Annotated in this window: 12 protein-coding genes; 7 read left to right on the top strand and 5 right to left on the bottom strand. The window is 53.6% G+C overall.

Features of this window, described 5'->3' with window-relative positions:
* Positions 1–18: 18 nt before the first annotated feature.
* The 3 genes from ACVB80_RS12185 to ACVB80_RS12175 form a co-directional block, all read right to left on the bottom strand.
* Positions 19–897 carry a U32 family peptidase gene (locus ACVB80_RS12185; RefSeq protein ID WP_481081554.1) on the bottom strand — a complete coding sequence of 293 codons (879 nt, stop codon included), beginning with the start codon at positions 895–897 and terminating at the stop codon, positions 19–21.
* 16 nt (positions 898–913) lie between these two features.
* Positions 914–1,927 carry a ubiquinone anaerobic biosynthesis protein UbiU gene (gene ubiU, locus ACVB80_RS12180; RefSeq protein WP_481081553.1) on the bottom strand — a complete coding sequence of 338 codons (1,014 nt, stop codon included), beginning with the start codon at positions 1,925–1,927 and terminating at the stop codon, positions 914–916.
* 247 nt (positions 1,928–2,174) lie between these two features.
* Positions 2,175–4,214, bottom strand: a complete 2,040-nt coding sequence (locus ACVB80_RS12175; protein ID WP_481081552.1) for a sensor domain-containing protein — start codon at positions 4,212–4,214, stop codon at positions 2,175–2,177.
* 268 nt (positions 4,215–4,482) lie between these two features.
* Between ACVB80_RS12175 and ubiT the strand changes: the two genes are divergently transcribed.
* The 4 genes from ubiT (at position 4,483) to rimI (ending at position 6,457) form a co-directional block, all read left to right on the top strand.
* A complete protein-coding gene (ubiT, locus tag ACVB80_RS12170) occupies positions 4,483–5,010 on the top strand; it encodes a ubiquinone anaerobic biosynthesis accessory factor UbiT (protein ID WP_481081551.1) in 528 nt (175 codons plus the stop codon).
* A complete protein-coding gene (locus ACVB80_RS12165; RefSeq protein ID WP_481081550.1) occupies positions 4,994–5,497 on the top strand; it encodes a GNAT family N-acetyltransferase in 504 nt (167 codons plus the stop codon). The genes ubiT and ACVB80_RS12165 overlap by 17 nt, the downstream gene beginning before the upstream one ends.
* 89 nt (positions 5,498–5,586) lie before the next feature.
* A complete protein-coding gene (locus ACVB80_RS12160) occupies positions 5,587–6,021 on the top strand; it encodes a DNA polymerase III subunit psi (protein WP_481081549.1) in 435 nt (144 codons plus the stop codon).
* Entirely contained in the window at positions 6,011–6,457 is a 447-nt protein-coding gene (gene rimI / locus ACVB80_RS12155) for a ribosomal protein S18-alanine N-acetyltransferase (protein ID WP_481081548.1), read from the top strand. The genes ACVB80_RS12160 and rimI overlap by 11 nt, the downstream gene beginning before the upstream one ends.
* Before the next feature lies 1 nt (position 6,458).
* Here rimI and ACVB80_RS12150 read toward each other — a convergent pair whose 3' ends face one another.
* Together ACVB80_RS12150 and ACVB80_RS12145 are read right to left on the bottom strand one after the other, a co-directional pair.
* Entirely contained in the window at positions 6,459–8,873 is a 2,415-nt protein-coding gene (locus ACVB80_RS12150) for an EAL domain-containing protein (protein WP_481081547.1), read from the bottom strand.
* Positions 8,870–9,643, bottom strand: a complete 774-nt coding sequence (locus ACVB80_RS12145; RefSeq protein WP_481081546.1) for a substrate-binding periplasmic protein — start codon at positions 9,641–9,643, stop codon at positions 8,870–8,872. Before ACVB80_RS12145 ends, ACVB80_RS12150 begins: the two co-directional genes overlap by 4 nt.
* A gap of 383 nt (positions 9,644–10,026) precedes the next feature.
* Between ACVB80_RS12145 and prfC the strand changes: the two genes are divergently transcribed.
* The 3 genes from prfC to ACVB80_RS12130 all read left to right on the top strand — a co-directional run bounded on the left by prfC (position 10,027) and on the right by ACVB80_RS12130 (position 12,686).
* Complete coding sequence (prfC, locus tag ACVB80_RS12140; RefSeq protein ID WP_481081545.1) at positions 10,027–11,616, top strand: peptide chain release factor 3; 1,590 nt, start codon at positions 10,027–10,029, stop codon at positions 11,614–11,616.
* A 145-nt stretch (positions 11,617–11,761) separates the two neighbouring features.
* Positions 11,762–11,908 (top strand): DUF5363 family protein, encoded by a 147-nt coding sequence (locus ACVB80_RS12135; RefSeq protein ID WP_481081624.1) that lies wholly within the window; start codon positions 11,762–11,764, stop codon positions 11,906–11,908.
* Entirely contained in the window at positions 11,895–12,686 is a 792-nt protein-coding gene (locus ACVB80_RS12130) for a TatD family hydrolase (RefSeq protein ID WP_481081544.1), read from the top strand. Before ACVB80_RS12135 ends, ACVB80_RS12130 begins: the two co-directional genes overlap by 14 nt.
* Positions 12,687–12,812 lie beyond the last annotated feature (126 nt).

The raw sequence follows: 12,812 nt of genomic DNA, 5'->3' as shown, positions 1-12,812 counted from the left end.
CAGTGAGCCTTTTTCGTATCAGCGGGTGGTGGTTTCCAGCCCTGCAAGTTTGTGCCAGTAGCCGTTACAGTGGTGGCTGTCGAGCTTAACCGGCTGCTGCCCCTGTTCATTGGCCTTAAACTGAGTCAGGTGGCTGAATGTCTCCAGCCCCAGCGGACTCAGGCGAACCACATCCACCAGACCTTTCATTGAGTTCAGGTCGTTAACCAGGTTATAGCAGTAACCGGACTGGGTCTGAATACCGTTGAGGGTAAACACTTCCTGACCTTCCTGGCTGGCCACTTTCAGGCCATTCGGATAGTTGATACAGCAGGTTTCACACTCATCCTTTGGACGGTTTTCTGCCCGGGCGGTAAAGCAGCGCGCTGAGTAAGCCAGCGGAAGATAGCCGTGGCTGAAGACTTCCGTTTCAAACTGGTCGCGGATACCCAGCTCTTCACACTGTGCCAGGGTAGTGCTCAGCCAGTCGCGTGACAGTTCCACCGGCATACACCAGCGGATCATGCCCTGTTTCAGAAACAGTTTCAGGGTGTGAGCGTTATAGGCATTAACCGCCGGGCCAACCACAAACGGTACTTTCTTCTCACTGGCGAGCTGGACTGCAGAGACATCGTTGGCTTCGATGCTGAACTCGCCGTTGTCAATATAACGCTTCATCACGTTTACTTCGCTCGGCGCTTCGAGCAGAGCCATAGTGGAGAGTACGACCTGCTTGCCCTGGGCGGCGAGAGCCTGGGCGATTTCAAGCCAGTCGCCCTGTTTCATCAGGCGGCGCTTGGAGCAGACGCTTTCACCAAGGTAAATAATATCTGCGCTGCTGCCGGCGGCCTTGTCATAGAAGGCCTGAATATCCTGCTTTGGCCAAAAGTAAAGCAGTGGGCCAAGTGCGTATTTCATGATGTCCTTCCTCTGTTTACTGCCATTTCTTGTGGTACGCGCCAAGGGTGGTCTGGGTGCCTTCAGAGACATTCGCCAGCGCGGCGTCCCACTGAGGTTCTACCCGGTACGCTTCCGGATTGGCCTGATAGCGGTCAATCGCCGCACGCCAGGTGCGGGTGACCTGTTCGACATAGGCCGGGCTGCGCTGACGGCCTTCGATTTTCACTGAAGCTACGTTAGCGGCGAACAGTTCCGGCAGCAGGGAAAGGGTGTTGAGGCTGGTTGGCTCTTCCAGGGCGTGGTAGCGTTTGTTTTCGCCATCAAGCTCTACGTCGAAGCGGCCTTTGCACAGGGTTGGGTAACCAGCGTTTTCACCGTGGCTGTAGCGGTCAATCAGAATATCGTTCAGGCGGGATTCCAGCCCTTTGTCTGTTTCCTGCCAGCGTACATACTTTGCTGGTGAGCAGGCACCAACCGTGTTCGGAGATTCCCCTGTCATATAAGACGACAGGTAACAGCGGCCTTCGGACATGATGCACAGGCTGCCAAACGCGAACACTTCCAGCTCCACACCCTGTGGAATGTTACGTGACAGCTGTTTGACCTGGTGAATAGAGAGTACCCGTGGCAGCACCACGCGCTTTACGTTGAAGTTGTCCTGATAGAACTTAATTGCAGCGACGTTGGTGGCCGAAGCCTGCACAGAGAGGTGCAGTTCCATTTCAGGGTAACGATTTGCGGCATAATCGAGGATCGCAATATCAGCGACGATCAGCGCATCCACCCCCATTTCGGCTGCGCGGTCTACCGCCTGGGTCCAGCGTTCAAATCCGGACGGGTGAGCAAACGTATTCAGGGCCACGTGGATCTTCTTGTTGTGGTCGTGAACATATTGAACGGCTTTGTCTAATTTCTTCCCGGCAAAATTCAAACCAGCAAAGTGGCGGGCGTTGGTGTCATCTTTAAATCCGATGTACACCGCGTCAGCCCCGCAATCTATGGCGGTTTTGAGTGCAGGCAGGTTCCCTGCGGGACACAGAAGTTCCATGTACTTGTTACCTGTTTATTATCATTTGTAAACAGGTATTTTATGAAGAAATATGAACGGCGAAATTGATGTGAGGCAGGTTTTCTTTAATTGGTTAGCGGTACGCGGTTCGTGGTACGCGGGCGCTGCGCTTTTGGGAGCGGGGAAGTCAGTTGTTGTGTTTTGAATAAAGCGCCTGAGACAATAATCTCCGAGAACCGAGAACCGAGAACCGAGAACCGAGAACCGAGAACCGAGAACCCAAAAACTAGTTTTTATGCCTTCTGTTTTGCACCAGCAGTTCCTCCACCTCGCTTTTCGGTTGCGGGCGGTAGAAGTGGAAGCCCTGGATTGAGTGACAATCCAGATTGGAGAGCAGGGTAGCCTGCTGACGGGTTTCAACCCCTTCTGCAACTACAGACAGGTTGAGGGATTTACCAAGGTTGATGATGTTTTCGATAACCGTCACCTGTTTTGGCAGGGTATCCACATCGGTAATAAAGGCGCGGTCAATCTTGAGCTCATCCAGCGGGAAGCGCGCCAGGTAAGAAAGCGAAGAGTAGCCGGTACCGAAGTCATCGATTGACAGGGCAAAGCCGAGGTTTTTGATTGCGTTGAGCATCTGAACTGTGTGCTCGCTGTCGCTCATCACCGCGCTTTCGGTCAGCTCAAAAGTGATGCAGCCCGGGTCAAGCTCGGTGGTGTGCAGCAGCTTTTCCATATAGTCGATAAGTTTGGGGTTACCGAACTGCTCCGGGGAGAGGTTAATCGCCACGCGCCCCGGCAGAATCCCCTGAACTTTCCAGCGTTTCACGGTAGAGAACACTTCGCGCATCACCACCCGGCCAAGTTGCTCGATAAGGCCGGCGCGTTCGGCGACCGGGATAAAGGCGCCCGGGCTGATATAGCCTTCTACCGGGTGCTTCCAGCGCACCAGGGCTTCAGCGCCGTTGATGCTGAAATCCTTGGCGTTCACTTTTGGCTGGTACCAGACTTCCAGGCCGTTTTGCTGCAGCGCTTTTTGCAGTTCGATCTCCAGCCACAGACGCATCCGGGCTTCTTTGTTCATCTGGTCGTTAAATTTGATCAGCCGGTTACGGCCACGGTCTTTCGCTTCATACATTGCCGTATCGGCATTTTGCAACAGGATACGGGCGTCGTGTCCGTCTCCCGGGTAATTAACGCTGCCGATAGAGCAGGCCAGACGTTTACTGAAATGGTGCAGATCAAACGGCTGGTTGATAAGTGAGATGATACGCTCTGCCAGCAGGTCGGCGGTGCGGTTATGGTCCGGCTCGGGCAGGATAATGCCAAATTCGTCCCCGCCCAGATGGCCAAGTACCGCCTGAGACGGCAGCAGTCGCTGCAGGCGTGAGGAGACTTCTTTGATCACTTTGTCACCGATGTGGTGGCCCAGTGAGTCATTGATGTTTTTGAAGTTATCAATGTCGAGGTAGAGCATCACCAGCGGCGTTTCATTCTGAATAAACTGCTCAAGACGGCGGGTAAAGCCAAAGCGGTTGTACAGTTTGGTCAGCGAATCGATATGCGAGCTTTCATTGACCGGCGCTGCGCCGGATGACGGCTCCTTTCCGGCATCCTCCACCAGAACGATGTGGGACTGGTTACCTAAAATGGTGGTGGTTTCGGCCTGAAGGCGAACCTGACGCTCGATACCGCAGCGGGCGCCTGTCAGGCAGGTCAGGCTGGTTTCAGACAGCAGGTGCAGCAGTTGGCTGCCAAAAGTGCGTTTTGTTTTTTCATCAATAAACAGCCGGCTGAGTTCTTCACCCAGCAACTCCTGATGAGAATTAAAACCGAGCATACGCGCCGCCGCCGGGTTGGCTGAAATAATGCAGCCATCTTCAATCAGCAGCAGGCCACTTGGCAGCAGTTCCGTTAAACGGTTGAATTTGTTTTCTGATTCTTCCAGTGAACGGACCAGAATCTGTTTTTCGGAGGTGTCGATTGCGTGAAACGTGATGTACTCAATCTGCCCGTTACCGGTCACCGGTGCCAGGCTGAAGTGCAGGCTGGTTTCAAGATTATGGTCGTTAAGGGTGATTTCCGCTTCGATGGTTTCGCCGTCAAACGCGCGCTGATAATACGGGCGCAGGCTCTTGTAAAAGGCATCACCGAGCACCTGCCTGTCGCACATGCCGATCATGTCACTTTTGTCCAGGCCGGAAATCTCGCAGTAACGCTCGTTGACCATACGGTAGTTGTGCTGGTGGTCAAGGATCGCAAAAAAGAAAGGGCTGTTGTCAGTAAGTGTTGAAAACCAGTGTTGTAATTGTTCTGTTGGCATCAATTTGTTCCGAAGTCTTGCAATCCATACATGCCGGAGGGCATACCAGCCGTGGCTGACGCCTGAGAAAACAGGTTTACTAACTATAACCCTGAAAACACAGATGTAAAAGCTCAGTGGATGTCAGGTCGAATTTTTTTGACGCATAACATGAATTTGGGGTGTAGAATCCACTAGTATGAGTTTTTATACCTGCCCCCGCTCAGTGCCGTTGTATCCTTTTCTACAGGGCTGCGTGCCACGGGCTACAGATACAAGAGATATTAGCGTGTTTAATAAGATTAGAGCTCAACTGGTACAAAACGCGGCTTCTGTTTTGAGACCTCCAGCCCAGTTTCTTCCCCATGCCGTTCAGAAACGGATCCTGCTTGAAGGCCTGAAGCATGTTTTCCACGAAGCACTGGAAGACGGTGACTTTGAGTTTCTTGAAGACAAATGGCTGAAGGTGGAAGTACGTGACCTGGGGCTGGCCTGGTTTATCAGTTATCAGGATGACAAACTGGTGGTGGCGGATGGTCCGCAGCAGCAGGATGTCAGCTTCAGTGGAGAGCTCAATGACCTGGTGCTGATCGCCGGTCGTAAAGAAGACCCTGACACGTTGTTTTTCCAGCGTCGCCTGAGTATCGAGGGCGATACAGAGCTGGGTCTGGAAGTGAAAAATCTGATGGACAGCGTAGACCTGGACGCACTGCCTGCGCCGATGCGCAGCGGACTTGAGCACCTGGCGGATTTTGTACAGAAAGGGCTGCAGTCTCAGCCGGCGCAGCAGGGAGCGATGAATGCTTATACGAACTGAAGCACCGGCAGATATTCTGCCTGTCGACCAGCTGTTGAAAGGCGCCTTTGATACCCCCGCTGAAGCATCGCTGGTGATGTCTTTGCGTGAAAATGGCAAGCGCAGCCTGTCGCTGGTAGCCTGCAGCGATGAAGGCGAAGTGATCGGCTACGTGCTGTTTTCCCCGGTTCTGCTCAGGGGTGAAGACCGCAACTGGCAGGGGCTGGCACCACTGGCTGTTAAAGAGGAATACCGCAACCAGGGCATTGGTGAACTGCTGGTAAAAGAAGGGCTGGCGTCACTGGCTGAACTGGGTTACCCGGTGTGTGTGGTGCTGGGCAATCCGGCTTACTATCAGCGCTTTGGTTTTGTGCCCGCTCATCAGCATCAGCTGAGCTGTCAGTGGGATGTACCGCAGGATGCCTTTCTGGTGACCGGTTTTGAGCCGGAGCACCTCGATGGCGTGTCTGGCCAGGTTCAGTACAGCGAAGAGTTCGCCGCAGTGTAACTTCAGCTGCAATCCTCTTTCGGGCCGGTGGAGTATCCCCCCGGCCTTTGTTATTATCCCGCCACACTATTTATCATCTGATTTCAAGCATGTCATCATCTCAGCAAAGGCCGTCGCAACAAAGACAGGCGCAGCAACAATACCTGGCTGAAATGGGCATTGACCAGTGGTCACTGGCCCGTCCTGAGCGTCTGGGGCTGACTCAGGAAACAGAGCTTTGTTCCCTGCCTGAAGAGTGCCGGCTTGTGCTGGTTTCCCCGGTTGCGCCGAGTGAACGTGAGAGCCTGTTTTTAAGCAAGGTCGCCCCAACGCTGGGCGTTGAACTGAGTCACTGTTTTTATCTGGCGCCGCATCAGCTGAATGGGTTTGACAGCCGTGGCCTGAAATGGGTCTGGTTTGCCGGTTGTGAGCAGCAGGCCTGTGATGCTGAGCAGTCGCTGTATTCTCCGGGCCTTGCTGACGTTGACGGCAATATTGAGAACAAACGTGCCCTGTGGCAGCAGATCAAAGCTTATGGACATTAAACTGTTTCCTCTTTCCGGGGAGTATCTTGATGAGGTCTGGCAGATAGAGCGCCAGGCGCACAGTCATCCATGGTCAGAATCGATGATTCGCGATCTTTCTTCACGCGGCGCCTGTCATCATGTATTGCTGTGTGACGGTCAGGTGGCCGGTTATTTCTACGCCCAGAACATCGTCGGAGAAGTCACCCTGCTTAATATCGCTGTTGACCCGGCACTGCAGGGCAAAGGCTTTGGCCGCCGTCTGCTGGAAGGATTTATGGAGCACTGCCAGAGTATTGGGGCAGAAAGTGCCTGGCTGGAAGTGCGGGCCGGGAACGCGGCAGCACTGGGGCTCTATCACAGCACAGGTTTTAACGAAGTGGATCGACGCCGCGGCTATTATCCTGCACCAAGTGGCCGTGAAGACGCGGTGGTAATGAGCTGCCTGTTTCTTTAGGCTACTCCTCCAGGTGCACCAGTGGCCTTTCGAGCAGAGAGGTCATGTCGGCGGCACTCAGCGGCCGTGAAAAGTAATATCCCTGGAAATGTTCACAGCCGAGCTGCCTGAGAACATCAAGTTCTGGTTTTTGCTCGACTCCTTCCGCTATCACTTTCAGTTTCAGTCTCTCCGCCATCAGGATCACGGTATCAACGATCGCTTCATCATTTTTTTCCAGATGCAGGTTCTGGACAAAGGAGCGGTCGATTTTCAGTACGTCCAGCGCGAGGCGTTTGAGATACTTCAGAGATGAGTAGCCGGTACCGAAATCATCAATGGCGATGGCAAAGCCGTGCCGTTTCAGTTCAGCCATTTTACGCGCGCAGTCATCAATGTTTTCCAGCAGCATGTTTTCCGTCAGCTCCAGCTCTATCATTTCGGCTTCCAGGCCATGCGCTTCGAGGCTGGCTACCAGCTGGCTGACAAACTGTGGCTGGGCAAACTGCATTGGACTGATGTTTATTGCAAGGCGGCGGAAGCTGCCAGGTAACAGTTTCTGGCTCTGCCAGTAGGCCAGCTGAAGGCAGGCCTGTTCGATGATCCAGTTACCAATCGGAATGATCTGGCCGGTCTCTTCGGCGATCGGCATAAACAGCCCGGGCGGGATCAGCCCCTGCTCCGGGTGGCGCCAGCGGATAAGGGCCTCAGCCCCTGTCATCAGGTTTTCCCCGTCAAACTGAGGCTGAAAATGCAGCTCAAACTGATTCTGCTGCAGGGCTTCATGCAGGCCTTTTTCTATGGTCAGGTACGAGTCCACCTGGTTTTGCATTTCAGACTCATAGAACAGAAAACGGTTACTGCCCTGCGCCTTAGCGCGATAAAGGGCGGTGTCGGCCTGGCGGAGGATGTCCAGTGGCTGATCATTGGCGTTGGGATAGAGCGCGATACCAATGGTCATGGTGCAGTACAGATGGTGTGATTCTATGCAGTAAGGTGCACCGGCCATATCGAGCAGGCGCTGACAAAAATCCGGGATCTGGCCGTAATCGGTATTGGGCAGCAGCAGCACAAATTCATCCCCGCCGACCCGGGCGCAGAAGTGGATCGGGTCGAGGTGTTTCTGCAGCCTTCTGGCAACACTGACCAGCAGTTTGTCGCCGATCTCATGACCAAGAGAGTCGTTGATGGTTTTGAACCGGTCCAGATCGAGATAGAGCAGTGCGCCGCTTTCGCTGGTACGGCGGGCTTTTTGCAGGCTTTCGTTCAGGGCATCAAGCAGTTGTTTGCGGTTTGGCAGTCCGGTCAGGCTGTCGTAGTAGGCGAGGTCATGAATTTGTCTCTCTGCCTGTTTACGGCCGGATATATCCCGCGCCTGCAGCAGAATCATCTCTTCGCCATCAACTTCCAGCTCACTGGCCGAGACCTCAACGGGGTAGCTTTTCCCGTCAGAGTTACGGTGGCTGGCCTCGAACAGCACAAACCCGCCTTTTTGCTGCTGAAGTTTGAACTGAAGGTAATCCACCGAGTAACTGACACTCACTTCTACGGCTTTTCGTCCCAGCAGCTGATACTTGTTGTACCCCAGCGCGCGGCTTGCCTGCCGGTTGGCGTGAGCGATGATCCCGAGCCGGTTGATCAGCAACAGGGCATCGTGGGCGTTATCCATGATAGTGCTGGTGAAGTGTTCGCTTTTCGCCAGTGCTTCGATATTGCGGTTCAGTTCACTGGTGGTTTGCTCGCGTTCTTGCCACAGAGCCTGGAATGCAAGGGCAAGCTGTCCGAACTCATCATCACGGATATGCCCTGGCAGCGCATGTGAACCGTTACGGCTTTGCAGCGAGCGCACCCAGCCGGTCAGCTCCATCACGGGCCTGGAAATGGTCTGATAGAAGAAAAACAGCAGTATGGCGGCCAGCAGCGTATTGCGCGCCAGGTCAAACATCAGCAGCGAGCGGGCACGGGTGATAAATGTCTGAGCGGCGGCAGCCCCGTCAACGGTAAACGACAGTTTGCCCACCTGGGTGCGGGAGTCGTTTTGATGCAACACGGAACTGTAGATCTTATTTTTGCTGAACAGGTGCAGTGCCAGCCAGCGGCTCAGCTTGTCTCCCTGATCGACGCGGCGGGTTTCCGAAGCGAGCAGGTCACCAAAGTCATCCTCTATTGTGACCAGACTGATGGCCGGGTCAGACATCAGGCTCATGGCGACCTGTTTGGCCAGCAGGGGATTGAGGTGATATGCAGCCCGGGTAGCGGTGGTATAGTTTTGTTCCAGCCGGAAGTTGTAGTGTTCAAGCTGGCGCTTTCGTTCCTGGTGCAGATCGAGCAGGATCTGGTAGAAGCTGAAGATCAGCCCCAGCATCAATGCGAACAGAAATACGCTTATGGTCTGGTTGGTGGCCAGTGAGCGGCGCCTGCTGCGTAGCGGCATCATTCCGATGGCTCCCCTAAGTATTTACGCATAATACCAGCGTACTCGCCGCTGGCGATAATGTCTGCCAGCCCCTGATTGAAGCGCTGCATCGTAATTCCGGCCCCGGGAATATTTTTGCTCAGACACATGTGCAGGGTCTGGGCCGGGCGGTCCGGCAGAGGGACGTGCTTGAGCTGAGGGGCGATATCGGCTTTTTGAGCGTAGTAACTGACGCTTTCAGTGCCGCTGTAAATGGCGTCAAAATCACGCATGATCAGCATGTCCAGTGCCTGGGGAATGGTTTCCACCGTGGTGTGGGGAATGTTGCGGCTTTCCAGTTCGCTCTGGCTGCTCCATTTGCGGATGGCGATTAATTTCAGTTTGGCGAGATCCTGCGCGCTGCTGGTAGCCGGAAGCGGGGTTCCCTTTTTGGCGGTCAGCCCGATATGAACCTCATTGATAGGCATAGAGTAGAGAAGGTAGGCATCCCGCTCCCCGTTACGGGTGCAGCTGACAAGGCCGGCCATTTTGCCGAACTGTACGCTTTTCAGCGCCCGGGCCCAGGGTGGTGTGGAAACGTCGATTTTGATCCCTTGCCGGGCAAAGGCGGCTGTGACGATCTCGGTGCTGAGTCCCTGAACCGGGCCAATTTCAGAAACAACAGTAAACGGTGGATAGTGGGTCGCAGCAAAACTCAGCGGGGCTGCCTTCTGCGGGGCTGCCATCAGCGGGGCGGTTCCCGTCGCAAACAGACTCAGACCCGACAGCAGCCAGAGGCGAATCCTTTTCATTGCCAACTCCCGAATAACGTCCTGTAATGACAGGATTGTAGATAATTATCTGTGTATGTGAATGTTTTGTATCATATTTATCAGCAGTATTGCGACACAAATTGCAGTATTGAGCACCAGGTTTTCTTCCGGGCAAAAGGTTTTCAGGTGATTGTGATCTGCTTCAATATGCAGAGGCAGGCACAGATTTTAACCAATACTGGAAAGCCGGTGGTGGATCTCATACAATTGCGCTCACTTGTGAATCACTCAGCTCAGGCTCTGCCAATGTAATACTGACCGCCGAATCAATCCTACATGCACACCGCTGGTGTGATTCTGCAGAATCCTTTCCCGTGAGGCCTTTTGTGCCGGGCGGGTATTTAAGAAAGAAGATAAAATCGATGTCGAATTCCCCTTTTATGCAGGAAGTCTCCAAGCGCCGGACTTTCGCAATTATTTCTCACCCGGATGCGGGTAAAACCACCATCACTGAAAAAGTGCTGCTGTTCGGACGCGCGATCCAGACCGCAGGTACCGTAAAAGGCCGTGGCTCAGCGCAGCACGCCAAGTCAGACTGGATGGAGATGGAAAAAGAGCGTGGTATTTCGGTAACCACCTCGGTCATGCAGTTCCCGTACAACGAATGTCTGGTTAACCTGCTTGATACTCCGGGACACGAAGACTTCTCGGAAGATACCTACCGTACTCTGACTGCTGTGGACTCGTGTCTGATGGTGATCGATGCGGCCAAAGGTGTCGAGGACCGTACCCGTAAGCTGATGGAAGTTACCCGTCTGCGTGATACGCCGATCGTAACCTTCATGAACAAACTTGACCGTGACATCCGTGATCCGATGGAACTGCTGGACGAAGTTGAAAGCGAGCTGAACATCGCCTGTGCACCGGTTTCATGGCCGATTGGCTGTGGTAAAGAGTTCAAGGGTGTTTACCATATTCACCGTGACGAGACCATTCTGTACTCGACCGGTCAGGGTCATACCATCCAGGAGCAGCGCATTGTAAAAGGCCTGGATAATCCTGAGCTGGATGAAGCCGTGGGTGAAGAGCTGGCTGAGCAGCTGCGTGAAGAGCTTGAGCTGGTTCTTGGCGCGTCACACGAATTTGACCGTGAGTTGTTCATCAAAGGTGAACTGACGCCGGTATTCTTTGGTACTGCACTGGGTAACTTTGGTGTTGACCATATGTTGGACGGTCTGACTGACTGGGCTCCGTCTCCGATGCCACGTCAGGCAAACGAGCGTGAAGTAGAAGCCTCTGAAGAGAAGTTCTCTGGCTTCGTATTTAAAATCCAGGCCAACATGGACCCGAAACACCGTGACCGCATCGCGTTCATGCGTATCGTATCGGGCACCTACAAGCAGGGCATGAAGATGAACCACGTTCGTCTTGGCAAGCAAATCAATATTTCCGATGCGGTAACCTTTATGGCCGGTGACCGTTCGCGCGCCGAAAATGCTTATGCAGGTGACATCATTGGTCTGCACAACCACGGTACCATCCAGATTGGTGATACCTTCACCCAGGGTGAAAGCCTGAAGTTTGCCGGTATTCCAAACTTTGCCCCGGAACTGTTCCGCCGTATCCGCCTGAGAGATCCTCTCAAGCAGAAGCAGCTGCTGAAAGGTCTGGTACAGCTTTCTGAAGAAGGTGCTGTACAGGTGTTCCGTCCGCTGCAAAACAACGACCTGATCGTGGGTGCGGTTGGTGTGCTTCAGTTTGACGTGGTGGTTGCCCGTCTGAAAGCGGAATACAACGTAGAAGCGATTTACGAGAGCGTGAACGTAGCCACTGCCCGTTGGGTAGAGTGTGACGACGAGAAGAAACTCGACGAGTTCCAGCGTAAGAACCAGACTAACCTGGCACTGGACGGTGGTGACAACCTGTCATACATCGCCCCAACTATGGTGAACCTGAACCTGGCTCAGGAGCGTTTCCCGGACATTCAGTTCCGTGCGACCCGTGAGCACTAATTGGTGATTTGCTGAGTTAATGAGAAACGCCTGTTGATGTATCAACGGGCGTTTTTTTTAATGGTGCTGTGGTGGATGTATAATGAACAGCAAAATACCCCACAGAACCAAAGGACCACAGGACCATTTCAGGGAGCAGAGAATGATAAGCTGGCTTAAAAAACTATTAAAACGTTACGACAACTGGTGCCGCCAGATGGGGCTGACGCCTGATCAGAAGCGTTCCTGTGTGCCTTATCGCCAGGACCCTCAGCCAGAGAAAAAACAGGATAAGCAGGATGAGCAGCGATAAATTCCGGCTGTTTGATACTCACTGCCATCTCGATTTTGAACGCATCGGTGATGTCGCTCAGGTGATCGCTGATGCGAATAAGGCTGGGGTGGAGCGCTTCCTGGTGCCGGCGGTCGGCGCGCGTAACTGGGATAAGGTCAGCGCACTGGCTGAGCGGTTTGACGGTGTGTACTTTGCGCTGGGGTTGCACCCTTATTTTTCTGCTGAGCACCAGTCTGAGCATCTCAGCCAGCTCGAGCGGCAACTGGCTTCTGCGGGCAGATTCTGTGTCGCGTTGGGGGAATGTGGTCTCGATTTTGCCATTCAAGGGCCAGACAGAGCCATGCAACTGGCGCTGTTTGATGCTCAGGTGCAGCTGGCGAAACAGTTTGGTCTGCCGCTGGTATTGCATCAGAGAAAATCACACCAGGAGATGGTGAAGCTTTTGCGCAGCAGCGGATTTGATCAGGGCGGGGTTATCCACGGATTCAGTGGCAGCCTGCAACAGGCGCATGACTGGCTGGGTTTGGGGTTTGCGATTGGTGTGGGAGGAACCATTACCTATCCGCGGGCTAACAAAACCCGTCAGACGGTGAGGCGGTTACCGCTGGATAGTCTGGTGCTGGAGACGGACGCGCCGGATATGCCATTAAATGGATTTCAGGGGGAGGTGAATCTGCCGCAAAGGGTATGCCATGTGTTAAAAGAACTTTGCAACTTGCGATCAGAGTCAAAGCAAACGATTGCAGCGCAGATCTGGCAAAAAAGCAATCAACTATTTTTAAAACGTGAATCGTAGCCGGTTAACGAGTGTAATCTTTGCATTTACACGTTTGCTTATTGTGATAATACTCACATTTACGTCCAAATCCCCGCAATACGGTGTCACGAAATGTGACTGCGCCATTACTTTATCCCGCGAATG

Source organism: Vibrio sp. 9-16B-A1, from assembly GCF_056726165.1.
This window is presented reverse-complemented; position numbering and strand designations above follow the sequence as displayed.

Bases quoted from the DNA above. Each gene is read 5' to 3' on its own strand.
- ACVB80_RS12175 (WP_481081552.1), bottom strand. From the start codon at position 4,214: ATGCCAACAGAACAATTACAACACTGGTTTTCAACACTTACTGACAAC.
- rimI (WP_481081548.1), top strand. From the start codon at position 6,011: ATGGACATTAAACTGTTTCCTCTTTCCGGGGAGTATCTTGATGAGGTC.
- ACVB80_RS12145 (WP_481081546.1), bottom strand. From the start codon at position 9,643: ATGAAAAGGATTCGCCTCTGGCTGCTGTCGGGTCTGAGTCTGTTTGCG.
- prfC (WP_481081545.1), top strand. From the start codon at position 10,027: ATGTCGAATTCCCCTTTTATGCAGGAAGTCTCCAAGCGCCGGACTTTC.
- ACVB80_RS12165 (WP_481081550.1), top strand. From the start codon at position 4,994: ATGCTTATACGAACTGAAGCACCGGCAGATATTCTGCCTGTCGACCAG.
- ACVB80_RS12185 (WP_481081554.1), bottom strand. From the start codon at position 897: ATGAAATACGCACTTGGCCCACTGCTTTACTTTTGGCCAAAGCAGGAT.
- ACVB80_RS12160 (WP_481081549.1), top strand. From the start codon at position 5,587: ATGTCATCATCTCAGCAAAGGCCGTCGCAACAAAGACAGGCGCAGCAA.
- ACVB80_RS12150 (WP_481081547.1), bottom strand. From the start codon at position 8,873: ATGATGCCGCTACGCAGCAGGCGCCGCTCACTGGCCACCAACCAGACC.
- ACVB80_RS12130 (WP_481081544.1), top strand. From the start codon at position 11,895: ATGAGCAGCGATAAATTCCGGCTGTTTGATACTCACTGCCATCTCGAT.
- ubiU (WP_481081553.1), bottom strand. From the start codon at position 1,927: ATGGAACTTCTGTGTCCCGCAGGGAACCTGCCTGCACTCAAAACCGCC.